General features: G+C 70.0%; 17 protein-coding genes. 5 read left to right on the top strand and 12 right to left on the bottom strand.

Features of this window, described 5'->3' with window-relative positions:
* Positions 1-11 precede the first annotated feature (11 nt).
* The 3 genes from L632_RS0105715 to L632_RS0105705 all read right to left on the bottom strand — a co-directional run bounded on the left by L632_RS0105715 (position 12) and on the right by L632_RS0105705 (position 3329).
* Positions 12-218 (bottom strand): cold-shock protein, encoded by a 207-nt coding sequence (locus L632_RS0105715; protein ID WP_028711314.1) that lies wholly within the window; start codon positions 216-218, stop codon positions 12-14.
* A gap of 203 nt (positions 219-421) precedes the next feature.
* Positions 422-2242 (bottom strand): ABC-F family ATP-binding cassette domain-containing protein, encoded by a 1821-nt coding sequence (locus L632_RS0105710; protein ID WP_028716468.1) that lies wholly within the window; start codon positions 2240-2242, stop codon positions 422-424.
* Between the two features lie 124 nt (positions 2243-2366).
* Positions 2367-3329, bottom strand: a complete 963-nt coding sequence (locus L632_RS0105705) for a serine hydrolase (protein WP_028711316.1) — start codon at positions 3327-3329, stop codon at positions 2367-2369.
* A 108-nt stretch (positions 3330-3437) separates the two neighbouring features.
* Between L632_RS0105705 and L632_RS0105700 the strand changes: the two genes are divergently transcribed.
* From L632_RS0105700 to recR, 4 genes are read left to right on the top strand one after another with little or no spacing between them, the layout of a single operon-like run.
* Complete coding sequence (locus tag L632_RS0105700; RefSeq protein WP_028711317.1) at positions 3438-3734, top strand: DUF2218 domain-containing protein; 297 nt, start codon at positions 3438-3440, stop codon at positions 3732-3734.
* 59 nt (positions 3735-3793) lie between these two features.
* Positions 3794-5578 (top strand): DNA polymerase III subunit gamma/tau, encoded by a 1785-nt coding sequence (locus tag L632_RS0105695; protein ID WP_028716467.1) that lies wholly within the window; start codon positions 3794-3796, stop codon positions 5576-5578.
* A gap of 3 nt (positions 5579-5581) precedes the next feature.
* Complete coding sequence (locus L632_RS0105690) at positions 5582-5923, top strand: YbaB/EbfC family nucleoid-associated protein (RefSeq protein WP_028716466.1); 342 nt, start codon at positions 5582-5584, stop codon at positions 5921-5923.
* Positions 5924-5926: 3 nt separating this feature from the next.
* Entirely contained in the window at positions 5927-6529 is a 603-nt protein-coding gene (gene recR / locus L632_RS0105685; protein ID WP_028716465.1) for a recombination mediator RecR, read from the top strand.
* A gap of 187 nt (positions 6530-6716) precedes the next feature.
* Here the strand turns inward: recR and L632_RS0105680 are convergent, their stop codons facing one another.
* Together L632_RS0105680 and L632_RS0105675 are read right to left on the bottom strand one after the other, a co-directional pair.
* A complete protein-coding gene (locus tag L632_RS0105680) occupies positions 6717-7163 on the bottom strand; it encodes an Hsp20 family protein (RefSeq protein ID WP_028711321.1) in 447 nt (148 codons plus the stop codon).
* A gap of 217 nt (positions 7164-7380) precedes the next feature.
* Positions 7381-7623: a YdcH family protein gene (locus L632_RS0105675; RefSeq protein WP_028716464.1), complete on the bottom strand. Its 243-nt coding sequence runs from the start codon at positions 7621-7623 to the stop codon at positions 7381-7383.
* 92 nt (positions 7624-7715) lie between these two features.
* Between L632_RS0105675 and L632_RS0105670 the strand changes: the two genes are divergently transcribed.
* Positions 7716-8483, top strand: a complete 768-nt coding sequence (locus tag L632_RS0105670) for a DUF599 domain-containing protein (RefSeq protein WP_028716463.1) — start codon at positions 7716-7718, stop codon at positions 8481-8483.
* On the opposite strand, the gene L632_RS22135 is transcribed toward L632_RS0105670, so the two are convergent.
* The 7 genes from L632_RS22135 to L632_RS0105635 form a co-directional block, all read right to left on the bottom strand.
* Positions 8394-9590 (bottom strand): MFS transporter, encoded by a 1197-nt coding sequence (locus L632_RS22135; RefSeq protein WP_028711324.1) that lies wholly within the window; start codon positions 9588-9590, stop codon positions 8394-8396. The two genes, L632_RS0105670 and L632_RS22135, sit on opposite strands and share 90 nt — an antisense overlap.
* A 279-nt stretch (positions 9591-9869) precedes the next feature.
* Positions 9870-10655, bottom strand: a complete 786-nt coding sequence (locus L632_RS0105660; protein WP_028711325.1) for a crotonase/enoyl-CoA hydratase family protein — start codon at positions 10653-10655, stop codon at positions 9870-9872.
* Positions 10652-11506: a hydroxymethylglutaryl-CoA lyase gene (locus L632_RS0105655; protein WP_028711326.1), complete on the bottom strand. Its 855-nt coding sequence runs from the start codon at positions 11504-11506 to the stop codon at positions 10652-10654. Before L632_RS0105655 ends, L632_RS0105660 begins: the two co-directional genes overlap by 4 nt.
* On the bottom strand, positions 11493-12146 hold the full coding sequence (locus L632_RS0105650) for a glutathione S-transferase family protein (protein ID WP_028711327.1): 654 nt from the start codon (positions 12144-12146) through the stop codon (positions 11493-11495). Before L632_RS0105650 ends, L632_RS0105655 begins: the two co-directional genes overlap by 14 nt.
* Entirely contained in the window at positions 12143-14071 is a 1929-nt protein-coding gene (locus L632_RS0105645; protein ID WP_028716462.1) for a biotin carboxylase N-terminal domain-containing protein, read from the bottom strand. The genes L632_RS0105650 and L632_RS0105645 overlap by 4 nt, the downstream gene beginning before the upstream one ends.
* A gap of 79 nt (positions 14072-14150) precedes the next feature.
* A complete protein-coding gene (locus L632_RS0105640; RefSeq protein WP_028711329.1) occupies positions 14151-14660 on the bottom strand; it encodes an O-acetyl-ADP-ribose deacetylase in 510 nt (169 codons plus the stop codon).
* A 5-nt stretch (positions 14661-14665) separates the two neighbouring features.
* On the bottom strand, positions 14666-16270 hold the full coding sequence (locus tag L632_RS0105635; RefSeq protein WP_028711330.1) for a carboxyl transferase domain-containing protein: 1605 nt from the start codon (positions 16268-16270) through the stop codon (positions 14666-14668).
* Positions 16271-16279: the final 9 nt, after the last annotated feature.

Raw genomic sequence — 16279 nt, 5'->3', positions numbered from 1 at the left:
GCTTGCCGAAATCAGGCCAGCGCCAGATCGCGCGCCGACTGGCGGCCGTCGCGGCCGGTCTCGATTTCAAAGGTCACGGACTGGCCGTCGGCCAGATGCTGGATATTCGCCCGCTCGAGCGCCGAGATGTGCACGAACACATCCTTGCCGCCGTTCGCCGGAGCGATGAAGCCGAAGCCTTTGGTGCTGTTGAACCATTTCACGGTGCCGTTGGCCATCGTGATATCTCCTTCATGGTTTGTCGCCCGCGACATGCGGCGACCCGGCTTAGTCAGATCGTAACACAGTCTGAAGCCGGAAGGAGACAGGATGCGGAAGAAATAACGTAGCCAGCATTACATGGCGCGCATCGGGCCGAAATGCAAGGGGCGAAACTATCTTTGTTCTCCGCGCCGCCGAAAACCCGCCGGCGCGAAGCCGCTCAGCCCTCGTCGCGGCCGGCCAGCTCCAGCCATTCCTCTTCCGCGGCGGCCAGCGCCTGCTGGCGCTCGGCCAGCCCTGCGCTGGCCTTGGCGAATTTCGCCGGGGCGGTCTGGAACAGGTCGGGCTGGGCGAGGAATTCGGTCAGCTTGCCGATCTCGGCCTCCAGCCGCTCGATGATCGCGGGCAGCGCCTCCAGCCGCTTCCTCTCGGTAAAGCTCAGCCCGGCGCGTTCGGCCGCGGGCTTCGGCGCGGACCTTGCCGCGGCCGCCGCCGCCGGCTTCGCCGCCTCGGGCGCGGGCGCGGGCGCGGTATCGGGCCGCTGCGCGCGATAGTCCGACCAGCCGCCGGGATAGATCACGGCGCGGCCGTCGCCCTCCATCGCCACGGTGGTGGTGGCCACCCGGTCGATGAAGTCGCGGTCGTGGCTGACCAGCAGCACGGTGCCGTCGTAATCGCCAAGGATGTCCTGCAAGAGGTCCAGCGTTTCCACGTCCAGATCGTTGGTCGGCTCGTCCAGAACCAGCAGGTTCGAGGGTTTCGCCATGATCCGCGCCAGCAAGAGCCGCGCCTTCTCGCCGCCCGAGAGGCTGCCGACCGGCGCCCGCGCCTGTGCCTCGTCGAACAGGAAATCCTTGAGATAGGCGACGACATGGCGCGGATTGCCGCGCACCATGACCTGGTCCGACCGGCCCGAGACCCGCATGGTCGGATCGCCCGCCAGCGCGTCCCACAGCGTCACCGTCTCGTCTATGGCGCTGCGCGCCTGGTCGAAGACCGCGATTTCCAGATTGGTGCCGTGCTGGACGGTGCCGGTATCGGGCGCGATCTCGCCGGTCAGAATCTTGATCAGCGTGGTCTTGCCGACGCCGTTCGGGCCGACGAAGGCCACCCGGTCGCCGCGCAGCACCCGCAGGTCGAAGGGTTTCAGGATCACCCGCTCGCCGAAGGACTTGGAAATCCCCTTGGCGTCGATCACCCGCTTGCCGGATTGCGGCCCCGCGTCCAGTTCCATGGCCGCGGTGCCCTGGCGGCGGATCTGGCCGGCGCGCTCCTCGCGCAGCGCGGCCAGGGCGCGGACCCGGCCCTGGTTGCGCTTGCGCCGGGCGCTGATGCCCTCGACCGCCCAGCGGGCCTCGGCCTTGATCTTGCGGTCGAGCTTGTGGCGCGCCTCGTCCTCGGCCGCCCAGACGGTTTCGCGCCAATCCTCGAAATGTTCGAAGCCCCGGTCCTGGCGGCGGACCTCGCCGCGGTCGATCCACAGCGTCGCCCGGGTCAGCGCCCGCAGGAAGGCCCGGTCGTGCGAGATCAGCACGAAACCCGCCCTGGTTGCCGCAAGCTGCTCCTCGAGCCAGCCGATCGCCTCGATGTCGAGATGGTTGGTCGGCTCGTCCAGCAGCATGAGTTCCGGGGCCTCGGCCAGCAGCCGGGCCAGCGCCGCCCGCCGCCGCTCGCCGCCCGAGGCGGTGGCGACCGGGCGGTCGGGGTCGAATTTCAGCCCCTCGGCCGCCATCTCGACGCGGTAGCCCTCGGCATCGCCAAGGCCGGCGCGCGCGAAATCGCCCAGGGTGGCGAAAGCCGACAGGTCCGGGTCCTGCTCCATATAGCCGACGCGGGTGCCGGCGGGGGTGATGACCTGGCCGGCATCGGGCTCGACCAGCCCGGCCATGACCTTCATCAGCGTCGACTTGCCCGAGCCGTTGCGGCCGACCAGCGCCAGCCGGTCGCCTTGCTGGACGGTCAGGTCCAGCCCGTCAAAGACGGGATTGCCGCCGAAGGTCAGGGAAATATCGGTGAGTTGCAGAAGCGGAGCGCGTGCCATGAGGGGCAGATATGCCGGGCCGCTGGCCGGGTCAACGGGGGACGGATGTGGGCGGAAGGGGGCTCTGCCCCCGGCCCTGCGGGCCTCCCCCGGGGTATTTTGAAACAGAGAAGCCGTGCAGGAATCACAGTGCCGCCACCAGCTGGCCGGCCAGCGCGTGCAGGTCGCGGCGATAGCCCGAGCGCGCCGAGGGCTGGTCGGGATCCGAGGTCATGGCGATGGCGGCCGGCACGGTCCCCGGAAAGACATAGATCATCTGCCCGCCATAGCCCCAGCCGTAACGCACCGGCCGGCCGGCGATGCGGCTGATGAACCAGCCATAGCCATATTCCTCGCCGTTGAAGATCGAGCGGGTGCGCGGCCGCCAGCTTTCCGCGATCCAGCCCGGCGGGATCACCCCCTGCCCGCCCGCGGCATAGGCGGCGCCGAAGGAGAGCAGGCTGCGGGTGCTCATCGCCATCTGGTTGCCGCCCAGATGGATGCCCTGCGGGTCGCGGTCCCAGGCGGTGATGGAAAAGCCGGGAATGTCCAGCCAGTCGCGCGCCAGCGCCAGGGTCGAGCGCCCGGAGGCCCGCGCCAGCATGGCCGAGACCAGATGCGTCGAGGCGGTGGAATAGAGCATCCCCTGCCCGGGATCGGCGACGAAGGGCGCGGCCAGCGCCGCGCGCACCCAGTTGCGGCTGCTGACCCAGGCCCCGTAATTCGGCCCCGACTGCCGTTCCAGCCCCGCCTGCATCGACAGAAGATGACCCAGCGTCAGCCGGGCGAGGCGCGGATCGGGATCGGCGGGCAGGTCGGCGCGCAGCAGTTCGGCCACCCTCTGGTCGGTGCCGGAAAACAGCCCGCGCGCGATGGCGATGCCGGCCAGGGCCGAGATGATGGATTTCGAGGCCGACTTGATGTTGGTCGGCCTGTCCGGGGTGAAGCCGCCGAAGCCGCGCGCCGCCACCTCCTCGCCGTCGCGCCAGACGGCGATGGCGCGCAGCTGCGGCAGGTCCACCGCCTCCAGCACCGCGGTGGGCGCGCCGCGCATCAGGCGCGGCATCGCCAGAAGAGGCAGGGCCAGCAGGATTGAACGTCGCTTCATCCGGGTTATATGGGGGACACCGGGTCCGGGCCGAGCAGGCTCACCCATTCGTGACCCCTTTCATGTCCGCCAGCCGCCGCCAGCCGGACCCGCAAGACAGGAAAGCCCATGTCCCAGACCGTCATCCTTTCGGCCTGCCGCGTGGCGACGCCGAATGCCAGCCGCTACCTGCAACAGCTCTGCAAGCACTGGGCGCACAAGTTCGAGGTCGAGTTCGACCCGAGCCGCGGCCGCATCGCCATGCCCGAGGACCGCACCGTGACGCTGGCCGCCACGCCCGAGGCGCTGGAGATCCGGCTGGAGGCCCCCGAGGAGACCACCGCGCATATGCGCCACGTCGTCGACAGCCATATCGCCCGCTTCGCCTTCCGCGAAGAGCTGGCCTTCGACTGGCAACCGGCCTGAGGGCGGTTGCCGCCCAGGGGCCGGGCCGCTAATCTGCGCCGGTCACGACAGGCCGGTGCATGAGCGAAGAACAGACCTATCAAGTGCTGGCGCGGAAATACCGCCCCGAGACCTTTGCCGATCTGGTCGGCCAGGACGCGATGGTCCGCACGCTGAAGAACGCCTTCGCGGCGGACCGCATCGCCCAAGCCTTCGTGATGACCGGCATCCGCGGCACCGGCAAGACCACCACCGCGCGCATCATCGCCAAGGGGCTGAACTGCACCGGCCCGGACGGCCAGGGCGGCCCGACGACCGAGCCCTGCGGGGTCTGCGAGCATTGCGTGGCGATCTCCGAAGGCCGGCATGTCGACGTGATGGAGATGGACGCCGCATCTAGAACCGGTGTGAACGATATCCGGGAAATCATTGAATCGGTTCACTATCGCGCGGCCTCGGCGCGCTACAAGATCTATATCATCGACGAAGTCCACATGCTGTCCACCAGCGCCTTCAACGCGCTTCTGAAGACGCTGGAGGAACCGCCGCCGCATGTGAAATTCATCTTCGCCACCACGGAAATCCGCAAGGTTCCGGTGACGGTGCTGTCGCGCTGCCAACGCTTCGACCTGCGCCGCATCGAGCCCGAGGTGATGATCGCGCTGCTGCGCCGTATCGCCTCGGCCGAAGGCGCGCAGATCACCGACGACGCGCTGGCGCTGATCACCCGCGCCGCCGAAGGCTCGGCCCGCGACGCGACCTCGCTTCTGGACCAGGCCATCAGCCACGGCGCGGGCGAGACGACGGCGGCGCAGGTCCGCGCCATGCTGGGGCTGGCCGACCGTGGCCGGGTGCTCGACCTGTTCGACATGATCCTGCGCGGCGCGGCAGCCGAGGCGCTGGCCGAATTGCAGGCGCAATATGCCGATGGCGCCGACCCGATGGCGGTGCTGCGCGACCTGGCCGAGATCACGCATTGGGTCTCGATCGTGAAGATCACCCCGGAGGCGCTGGAGGACCCCACCATCGGCCCCGACGAACGCGCCCGCGGCCAGCAGATTGCAGAAAAGGTGCCGATGCGGGCGCTGACCCGGCTGTGGCAGATGCTGCTCAAGGCGCTCGAGGAGGTGGGCCAGGCTCCGAACGCGATGATGGCCGCCGAGATGGCGATCATCCGTCTGACCCATGTCGCCGACCTGCCCGACCCCGAGGCGCTGATCCGCAAGGTTCAGGCCAGCGCCGCGGCCGGCGCGTTCAGCCGCAGCGCCGCGCCGCCCGCCACGCGCGGCGAGGCGCGCCAAGATGCGCCCCGCGCCGCCGCCCCCCGCGCCCCGGTCGCCGTCCGCCAGGACGGCAGCGCCGCGGCGCTGGCGGTCTCGCCCGACGCGCTGGCCGGTTTTCCCGATTTCGAATCGGTGCTGGAGCTGATCCGGCGCATGCGCGACATGAAGCTGCTGCTGGATGTCGAGGATCACCTGCGCCTGGTGCGCTATTCACCGGGCCGGATCGAGTTCCAGCCCACCGACGACGCGCCGCGCGACTTTGCGCAGCGGCTGGCGGAACGGCTGCGCGGCTGGACCGGCGGCCATCGCTGGGCGGTGACGGTGACCTCGGAACCCGGCGAGCCGACGGTCAGCGAACAGCGCGCCGCGCGCGAGGCCGCGGCCCGCGCCCGCGCCATGCAGAACCCGACGGTGCAGGCGATCTTCGCCACCTTCCCCGGCGCGAAGATCACCCGGATCCGGCCTGTCTCGATGCCGGCCGCGGTTGAAAAACCGGCGGGCGAGGATACATCCCCGCATGAGCTGACCGAAGGCCCGGTGGCCGAGGTCGAGGAATGGGACCCTTTCGAGGACGAGGATTAGGCGATGTTCAAGGGCCTTGGCGACATGGATCTGTCCAAGATGATGGAAGCCGCCCAGCAGATGCAGGGCAAGATGGCCGAGATGCAGGCGGGGCTGGCGCGCCTGACCGTCACCGGCGAGGCCGGGGCCGGGCTGGTCAAGGCCACCGCGACGGCCAAGGGCGAACTGACGGCGCTCGACATCGATCCCTCGATCTTCAAGGCCGAGGACAAGGAGGTGGTCGAGGACCTGATCCTGGCCGCGATCAAGGACGCGCAGCGCCGCGCCCAGGACAAGGCCGCCGAGGAAATGGCCCGCCTGACCCGCGAACTCGGCCTGCCGGCCGACATGAAGATGCCCTTCTGACCGATGCCGCCCGCCTCCGGCGACGAGATCGAGACGCTGATCGCCACCATGGCGCGGCTGCCGGGGCTCGGGCCGCGCTCGGCGCGGCGCATCGTGCTGCAACTGATCCGCCGCCGCGCCGGACAGATGGCGCAGCTGGCGGCGCTGATGGCCAGCGTGGCGGAAAACGCCCGCGAATGCCTGGTCTGCGGCAACATCACCCAGTCCGACATCTGCCCGATCTGCGAGGACCCGGCCCGCGCCACCGGCGAGATCTGCGTGGTGACCGACGTGGCCGACCTCTGGGCCCTGGAACGCGGCCGCGCCTTCCACGGCCGCTATCACGTGCTGGGCGGCAGCCTTTCGGCTCTGGACGAGATCGGCCCCGAGGACCTGCGCATCCCGCAGCTGATCGCCCGCATCGCCGAGGAAAACGTCACCGAGGTCATCCTCGCCCTTTCAGCCACCATCGAGGGCCAGACCACCGCGCATTACATCGCCGAGGCGCTGGCCCAGACCGGCGTCGCCGTCACCGGCCTGGCGCAGGGCGTGCCCATCGGCGGCGAGCTCGACTATCTCGACGACGGCACCATCACCGCGGCGCTGCGCGCCCGCCGCAGGCTCTAGCGGCACCCGCCGCGCCGGGGCTCCGCCCCGGACCCCGAGGTATTTTTGAAACAGAGAAAGACGCCTGAAAAGGGGCCGGCAGCGCGCATGACAAAAGGGGCGCTGCAACCGGCGCCCCCTGACTTTCTCCGTTTTTCAAATACTCCGGGGGTGCGGGGGCGGCGCCCCCGCCTCCTTAAACCGAAGCTCAGGCGTCCAGCTTTTCCACCGCCTTCGCCGGCTTGGCGATCTCGATCCGGCGCGGCTTCAGCGCCTCGGGGATCTCGCGCACCAGGTCGATGTTCAGCATGCCGTCCTCATGGCTCGCGCCCTCGACGCGGACATGATCGGCCAGGGTAAAGCGGCGTTCGAAGGCACGGGTGGCGATGCCGCGATGCAGATAGCTGCGGCCTTCGTCCTCGGCGGCCTTCTTGCCCGAGACGATGACGGCGCCGTCCTTGACCTCGACGCTCAGGTCGTCGGCCGCGAAGCCGGCGACGGCGATCGAGATGCGATAGGCGTTCTCGCCGGTCTTTTCGATATTGTAGGGGGGATAGCTCGCGATATCGGCCGAGAGGGCACGGTCCATGACATCGGCCATGCGGTCGAAGCCGACCGAAGCACGATAAAGCGGAGTCAGGTCGAAGTTGCGCATTTCGCATCCTTTCATCAAAGCGATACAAAGGCTTGCCCCCCGATCCGGGCGGGCAGGTCCGCCGGCGCCGCAAGGGCCGTCCGGCAGGATTTCAGGTAGGAATGCGCGTTGCGGCTTTCAAGCCCGGAACCGCGGGCCGGAAAGGGGGCGCGGACCCGCCGCGCACCCGTCGTTCATGGCGCCGCGGCCGCCTGACGGCCCGCGGCCAGATCCGGCATCAGGCGCTGGCGCCGGCCAGCATGCGGGCGATCTCGTCCTTCAGCGCGGCGCGCTGCTTGCGCAGGGCGGTCTCCGCCTCTTCAGACATCGGGGTATGGCGGCTTTCGGCGCCCGCCACCTGGTCGTTCACCTCGTCATATTCCGCCAGCAGGCGGGCGAAATGCGTATCCGAGACCTTCAGCTCGTGAATGCGCGCCGTATCGTTCGGAAATTCCTCGTGGATGGCGTGGGGTGCTGCCATATCATTATACTCCGGGACAAAGATAACCGGCCATTGGATAGCCGCCGGAACGCCGGCTGGCAACAGCAAGACCGCAGGGGTAGAACCGCGCCATGAATCCGAACTCATCCCCGATCGCGCCCCTGGTGCTGGGCCCCCTGTCGCCGGCGGATCTCGCCGCATTGCTCTGGCTTTTCCTGGCCTGGTTCGGCATCGGCTGGATCACCGAGCGCCCGCCGCGCCGCCATCCCTCGGTCTCGGTGCTGATGAAGGCCTATCGCCGCGAGTGGATGCGACAATTCATCACACGCGACCCGCGCATCTTCGACAGCAATATCCTGACGACGCTGCGCGAGGGGACCGCCTTCTTTGCCTCGGCCTGCCTGATCGCGGTGGGCGGCGGGCTGGCGCTGATCGGCAATACCGACCAGCTTGCCGGAGTGGCGCGCCAGTTCGACCTGGGCCATGTCCCGGCGCTGAAATGGGAAATCAAGATCGTCGTGGTGCTGTTCTTCGTGGCCAACGCGCTGTTGCGCTTCGTCTGGTCGCACCGGCTGTTCGGCTATTGCGCAATCATCATGGCCTCGGTCCCGAACGAGCCCGAGGACCCGCGCGCCATGCCGCTGGCCATGCAGGCCGCCGACATCAACATCACCGCGGCGAAAAGCTTCAACTCGGGGCTGCGCTGCGTCTATTTCGCGCTGGGGGCGCTCGGCTGGCTGGCGGGGCCGCTGGGTCTGTTCCTGGCCACCAGCTATGTGCTCTTCATCTCGTGGCGGCGGGAATTCGCCTCACACTCGCGCCGGGCGCTCCTGCAGCTGGTGCCCGGCGAGACGGGCCTGCTGCCAGGCGAGGCCGAGGGCGACCAGCCCCGCCGCTGACAGCGCCACCGCCACCACGCCCGAAGAACGCCAGCCCCAGCCCGCCGACAGCGCCAGGCCCGCCAGCCAGGGCCCCAGCGCATTGGCGGCGTTGAAGGCGGCGTGGTTCATCGCGGCGGCCATGCTCTGCGCCCTGCCCGCCACGTCCATCAGCCGGGTCTGCAGCGGCACCACCATACCCGAGCCCAGCCCCAGCGCGACCGAGGATGCCAGCATCAGCACCCAGTCGCCCACCGCATAGGCCGCGAAAGCCTGCGCTGCCGCCATGAACAGCATCAGCTGCAACGCCGCGCCCCAGCTGCCATAGCGCATGGTCAGCCGCGCCGCGACGATGCTGCCCAGGGTGCCGCCGATGCCGAAGGCCGAAAGCGTGGCCGGAATCGCCCAGCCCGGCGGCTGCGTCGTCGCCAGGATCGCGGCCGAGAGATAGGAATAGACCGCAAACAGCCCGCCGAAGCCGATGGCCCCGACCAGCAGGATCAGCACCACCGCCGGATTTCCCAGCGCCTTGAGCTCGTCAAACGGCCGCGCGTCCTTCGGCGCGCCGACCCGCGGCGCCAGCCGCAGGATCAGCCAGCCGGCCAGCAGCGCCAGCACGCCCGGCAGCGCGAAGCCCCAGCGCCAGCCGAAGCCCTGCCCCAGGATGCCGGCCAGCGGCACCCCGGCGATATTGGCGATGGTCAGGCCCAGAAGCACCTGAGTCACCCCCTTGGCACGCTGCTCGCGGGGCAGGGCATCTGCGGCGAACAGCATGGCCACGCCCAGGAAGCCGCCATGCGGCAGCCCGGCCAGGAAGCGCGTGCCGACCAGCGTACCATAGCCCGGCAACACCGCCGCCAGCAGGTTCATCGCGCCATAGACCGCGATCAGCGCCGCCAGATAGCGCCGCCGCGGCAGCCGGGCGCCCAGGATCGAGGTGACCGGCGCGCCCACCACCACGCCCAGCGCATAGGCGGACACCACATGGCCCGCCTGCGGCTCGGTGATGCCGAGATCGCCGGCATACCAGGGCAGAAGCCCCATGGCGGCGAATTCCGATGTTCCGATGGCGAAGGCGCCAAGACCAAGGGCAAGAATGGCAAGCTTGAGATTCGGCTGCGGCGGCATGGCGGCACCTTCCGGGCTGGCATGTGGGGAAAGCAAAGGCCCGATAGCGTTAACAGATGCGACCATATGCCGCCAAGCCGGGTCCGGCGAAGTCCAGACATGCAAAAGGCGCAAGGCTGCGGAAAGCGCGCTGCGCCCGTCTTCACCGTTTTCAAATACTCGAAAGCGGCAGGGCCAGCCGGCGCGGCGTCGATCTGCAGGCCCGACATTGCCGCCCCGGCTCGGGTCGCTTTCCGGAATGAGTATTTGGAAAACGGTGAAGCTGCCCCGGCCGGCGCCTCAGCCGGACTGCCAGCGCGGCTTGCGCCTGTCGAAGAAGGCGGCGATGCCCTCGGGCGCCTCGTCGCCTTCCCAGACATCGACCAGGGCCTGGATGCTGGCCTCGATCTCGGCCTCGCCGACGGGGGGGCCGAGGCGGCGGGCCAGGCGCTTGGCCGCCGCCACCGCACCGGGAGCGCAGGAGAGATAGGGCACCACCTCGGCCTCGACGGCCGCGTCCAGCGCCTCGGCAGCGGCAAGGCTTGCCAGCAGGTTCAGCCGCATCGCCTCCTCGGCGCCGAAGAGGCGGGCGGACATGAAGACGCGCCGCGCCTTGTCCTCGCCCATCCGCGCCAGAACATAGGGGCCGATGGTGGCGGGGATCAGGCCGAGCCGCGTCTCGGTCAGGCCGAAGCGCGCCTCGGGCACCGCCACGGCCAGGTCGCAGACCGAGATCATGCCGATGCCGCCGCCGAAGGCGTTGCCCTGCACCCGGCCGATCAGCGGTTTCGGCAGGGTGTTCAGCGCGTTCAGCATCATGGCGAGCTCGCGGGCGCCGGCCCGGCGGGTCTCGGCATCGGCGCGCATCTGCTCCTGCATCCAGCCCAGATCGCCGCCGGCGCAGAAGCTCTTGCCCTCGGCCGCCAGCACCACGACGCGCACCGCCGGATCGGCGCCGAGCGCCCGGGCGGCTTCGGTCAATTCGCGGATCATCTGCGCCGACAGCGCATTGTGCTTGTCCGCGCGCGCCAGCCACAGATGCGCCACGCCGCGGGCGTCGGTGTCGATGCGGATCGTCTCCATCATGCTCCTCCTCTCATCGCGCGCGCCATGGCGGCGGCCTCGTCGACCACCGCGAGGTCGAGCCCGGTGTCGTGGCCCTGCGCGACCAGATGCGCGGCGACCTTTTCCGTCGCGACATTGCCGGCGGCGCCCGGCGCATAGGGGCAGCCGCCCAGCCCCCCCACAGCGGCGTCGAAGACCCGCAGCCCGCGCGCCAGGCTCGCGTCGATATTCTCCAGCGCCCGGCCGGCGGTGTCGTGGTAATGGCCGGCCAGGCGTTCGGACGGCAGTTCCTGCAGCACGGCGGAGAGCATGGCGTCGATGGTCTCGGGCCGGCCCTGGCCGATGGTGTCGCCCAGGCTGACCTCGTAGCAGCCCATGTCGCGCAAGGCGGCCGCGACGCGGGCGACATTCGCGGGCGGCACCGGCCCGTCGAAGGGGCAATCCGTCACCACAGAGACATAACCGCGCAGCGGAATGCCGTCGGCCCGCGCCGCCTCGGCCACCGGGGCGAAGCGTTCCAGGCTTTCGGCGATGCTGGCGTTCAGGTTGGCGCGCGAGAAGCCTTCCGAGGCCGAGGCGAAGATCGCCACCTCGTCGGCGCCGGCCGCGCGCGCCGCCTCGTAGCCGCGCAGGTTCGGGGTCAGCACCGCGTAGCGGATGCCGGGCCGGCGGGCGATGCCGGCCATGACCTCGGCCGCATCAGCCATCTGCGGCACCCATTTCGGCGGCACGAAGCTGGTGACCTCGATGCGCCGGAAGCCGGCCTGCGACAGCAGGTCGACCAGCGCGATCTTTTCCGCCGCCGGGATCGGGCGCTTTTCGTTCTGCAGCCCGTCGCGCGGGCCGACTTCGAAGATCTCAACCCGGGACATCGGGTACCTCGTAGAAATCGCGGTCATAGATCGCGTCGCCCCCGGCACGGGTGGCGGCGCGGCGATAGGCGGGGCGCGCCGTCATGCGGTCGCGATAGGCCGCCAGCGCCGGGTGGTCGGCGGCGGGCAGGAAGCGAAACAGCGCCTCGATATTGAAGCCCAGCATGCAATCGGCGGCGGAAAACCCGGAGAGCAGCGTCTCGCGCCCCGCCAGATGATCGTCCAGCGCCCGGGCGGTCACGGCCAGCCGTTTCGTGTCGAGGCGCATCAGCGGGATCGAGCGCGCGCTTTCGGGCCGCAGGAAAATATGGTGGATGTTCAGGGCCTGCAGGATATTCGCCTGCGTCTCGGCGAAATGCACCCATTCCAGGAAATCGGCACGCTCGGGCTCGCCGGGTTTCGGGGCCAGCCTGCCCTCGCGCTCGGTCAGGTATTGCAGGATGGCGCCGGATTCGAAGATGGCGCGGCCGTCCACCTCCAGCGCCGGGATGCGGCCGGCCGGCGAAAGGGCGCGGAATTCGGGGCTGCGCAGGCCGCCATCGGTCAGCGACCAGAGCCGCAATTCGCAATCGAGCCCCAGTTCCTCGATCAGCCAGAGCACGCGCATCGAGCGCGAGCCGGGGACGTGATGCAGGATCATGCGTCTTCTTCCTCCTCCAGCCGGATCAGGGCGGCGCCGGCCTCGACCTGATCGCCGGCGGCCGCAAGCACCTCGGCCACCTTGCCCGCGCGGGCGGCGGTCAGCGTATGCTCCATCTTCATCGCCTCGAGGATCGCCAGAGGCTCGCCCGCCGCCACCTGCTGCCCCGGCTCGACGAAGATCGCCTTGACGAGGCCGGGCATGGGCGAAAGGGTCATGCCGCCGCCCGCCTCCTCGCCGCCGCGGGCCAGCGGGTCGAGGGGGGCGAGCGTCAGCGAGCGGCCGCCGAAGACGCTGGTTCCCGCCGCATGGTTGACGATGCGCGAGCGGCGCGGGCTGCCGTCGACCCACCAGCGCCCCCCTTCATAGCCGATCTCATGCGTGCTGCCCTCCAGCGTCACGCGGGCGGCGCCGGGGCCGAGCACCTCCAGCACCGCCTCGCCGCCCTCCCAGGCGATGGTGCGGCGCAGCGGCTGCCAGAGGGTGATGCCGCCGCGGATCCGGGGATCGTCGAGCCCGGCAAGGCCGAGGACCGCCAGCGCCTTCGCCCGCGGATCGGGCTCGGCGGCCGCGACCAGCGCCTGAAGGTCGCGGGCGATCAGGCCGGTATCGACCTCGCCCTTGCCGAAACCCTCGTGCCGGGTCAGCGCGATGAGGAAATCGACATTGGTGACCGAGCCCGCCACCTCGGTATCGACCAGCGCCGATTCCAGCGCCCGCAGCGCGATGGCGCGCGTCGCGCCATGGGTGACGATCTTGGCGATCATCGGATCATACCAGGGCGAGATGGTGTCGCCGGGCCGCACCCCGGTCTCGATCCGGGCATGGTCGGGAAAGCGCAGATGCGCAAGGGTTCCGGTGGCGGGCAGGAAACCCGCGGGCACGTCCTCGGCATAGAGCCGGGCCTCGAAGGCATGGCCGGTGATGGTCAGATCCTCCTGCCGCGCCGGCAGGGGCTCGCCGCTGGCGACGCGCAGCTGCCATTCGACCAGATCGACGCCGGTGATCAGTTCGGTCACCGGATGCTCGACCTGCAGGCGGGTGTTCATCTCCATGAACCAGAAGCCGTCGGGGCGCAGGCCCTGGCTGCCGTCGACGATGAATTCGACGGTGCCGGCGCCGGCATAGCCGATGGCCTCGGCGGCGCGGGTGGCGGCCGCGCCCATGGCGGCCCGCATCTCGGGCGTCATGCCGGGGGCCGGGGCTTCCTCGATCACCTTCTGGTGGCGGCGTTGCAGCGAACAGTCGCGTTCGAACAGGTGCAACGCGCGGGTCCCGTCGCCGAAGACCTGCACCTCGATATGGCGCGGCTGCCGGATGTATTTCTCGATCAGAACCGCCGGGTTGCCGAAGGCGGTGGCGGCCTCGCCCTGCGCGGATTGCAGCGCGGCGGGGAAATCCCGCGCGCGCTCGACCAGCCGCATGCCCTTGCCGCCGCCGCCGGCCACAGCCTTGATCAGCACCGGATAGCCGATCGCGTCGGCCTGGGCCTGGAGGTGCTCGGCCTCCTGGTTCTTGCCGTGATAGCCCGGCACGACCGGCACGCCGGCCTCGGCCATCAGCGCCTTGGCCGCGTCCTTAAGGCCCATCTTGCGGATCGCCTGCGCCGAGGGGCCGATGAAGACCAGACCCGCCGCATTCACCGCATCGACGAAATCCGGGTTCTCGCTGAGGAAGCCATAGCCGGGATGGATGGCCTGCGCGCCGGTCTCGCGCGCGGCCTGGATGATGACGTCGCCGCGCAGGTAGCTGTCCCGGGGCGCCGGGCCGCCGATGGGAACGGCCTCGTCGGCCATGGCGACGTGGCGCGCGCCGCGGTCGGCCTCGGAATAGACCGCGACGGTCCGCACGCCCAGCTTGCGGGCGGTGTCGATGACCCGGCAGGCGATCTCGCCGCGGTTGGCGATCAGGATCTTCTGGAACATGGGCGGCTCCTCGTGGCGCGGGCGGCGCCGGGGGTTTCACACCCCCGGACCCCCGTGGAGTATTTGGGAAACGGAGAAATCATCGGCGGGCCTCGTCCACCGCCCGGCGGAGCGTGGCGTGGCTGGCGGCGTCGAAGCCGACCAGCGTGACTTCGAGGCCGGCGCCGTGGCCGAGTATGGTGGCCACGGCGATGCGGGCGGCGCGGTCGGCCGGGAAGCCGTAGATACCGGTCGAGATCGCCGGGAAGGCGATGCGGGCGAGGTCATGGGCCTGGGCGAGGAGCAGGCTGTGGCGATAGGCGCTGGCGAGCAGCGCGTCCTCCTCCGCCCCGCCGCCCCGCCAGACCGGGCCGACGGCATGGATCACGTAGCGGGCCGGCAGGGCGTAGCCGCGGGTGATGCGGGCCTCGCCGGTCGGGCAGCCGCCGATGCTGCGGCATTCGTCGAGCAGTTCGGGCCCGGCGGCGCGGTGGATGGCGCCGTCCACCCCGCCGCCGCCCAGCAGGCTGCGATTGGCGGCGTTGACGATGGCGTCCATGGCGAGCCGGGTGATGTCGCCCTGCAGGGTGGTGAGGCGGGGCCGGTCCATGGCCGTCACATCCGGAAGATGCCGAAGCGGGTCGGCTCGATCGGGGCGTTGAGGCTGGCGCGCAGGCTGAGGGCGAGGATGTCGCGGGTCTTGCGCGGGTCGATGATGCCGTCGTCCCAGAGCCGCGCCGAGGCATAGAGCGGGTGCGACTGGCGCTCGAACATCTCGATGGTGGGGCGCTTGAACTCGGCCTCTTCCTCGGCGCTCCATGTGCCGCCCTGGCGTTCGATGCCCTCGCGGCGCACGGTGGCGAGTACGCCGGCCGCCTGCTCGCCGCCCATCACCGAGATGCGGGAATTGGGCCAGGTCCAGAGAAAGCGCGGCCCGTAGGCGCGGCCGGCCATGCCGTAATTGCCGGCGCCGAAGCTGCCGCCGACCAGCATGGTGATCTTGGGAACCGAGGTGGTCGCCACCGCCGTCACCATCTTGGCGCCGTGCCGGGCGATGCCCTCGTTCTCGTATTTGCGGCCGACCATGAAGCCGGTGACGTTCTGCAGGAAGACCAGCGGGATGCCCCGCATCGAGCAGAGCTCGATGAAATGCGCGCCCTTCTGCGCGGCTTCCGAGAAGATCACGCCGTTATTGGCGACGATGCCGATGGGGCAGCCTTCCAGATGCGCGAAGCCGGTCACCAGCGTCTCGCCGAAGCGGGGCTTGAACTCGTCGAAGCGCGAGCCGTCCACGACGCGGGCGATCACCTCGCGGATGTCGTAGGGGATCTTGAGGTCGGCAGGGACGACGCCCAGGATCTCCTCGGGGTCGTGGGCCGGGGGCTCGGGCGATTGCCATTGCACGGTCTGGGGCAGCCGGCGGTTCAGATTGCCGATGCTGCGCCGGGCCAGGGCGAGGGCATGGGCATCGTCCTCGGCCAGGTAGTCGGCAACGCCGGACAGGCGGGTGTGCACGTCGCCACCGCCCAGGTCCTCGGCCGAGACCACCTCGCCCGTCGCGGCCCGGACCAGCGGCGGGCCGGCGAGGAAGATCGTGCCCTGGTTGCGGACGATGATCGTCACGTCGGACATGGCCGGGACATAGGCGCCGCCCGCCGTGCAGCTGCCCATGACCACGGCGATCTGCGCGATGCCCTTGGCCGACATCCGCGCCTGGTTGTAGAAGATGCGGCCGAAATGGTCGCGGTCGGGAAAGACCTCGTCCTGGTTGGGCAGGTTGGCGCCACCGGAATCGACCAGGTAGACGCAGGGCAGCTGGCATTCCTCGGCGATCTCCTGCGCGCGCAGGTGCTTTTTCACCGTCATCGGGTAATAGGTGCCGCCCTTGACCGTGGCGTCGTTGGCCACCACCATCACCTCTTGCCCATGCACCCGGCCGATGCCGGCGATCACGCCCGCGCAGGGCGCGGCGCCGTCATACATGCCATGCGCCGCCGTGGCGCCGATCTCCAGGAAGGGCGAGCCGGGATCGAGCAGGTTCGCCACCCGTTCGCGCGGCGGCATCTTGCCGCGCGCCACATGACGCTCGACGGCCCGGGCGCCGCCCCCGGCCGCGGCGGCCAGCGCCGCCTCGCGCACGGTGTCCAGCATGGCGAGATGCGCCGCGCGATTGGCGCGGAAGGCCTCCGAAGACGGCAGGGCCGAGGTGCCGAGTTTCATCGCGTCATC

The sequence above is a fragment of the Paracoccus sp. J39 genome (assembly GCF_000518925.1).
In the GTDB taxonomy this organism is placed as follows: domain Bacteria; phylum Pseudomonadota; class Alphaproteobacteria; order Rhodobacterales; family Rhodobacteraceae; genus Paracoccus.
Note: the sequence above shows the minus strand (reverse complement) of the source record. Positions and strands in the feature narration are given on the sequence as shown.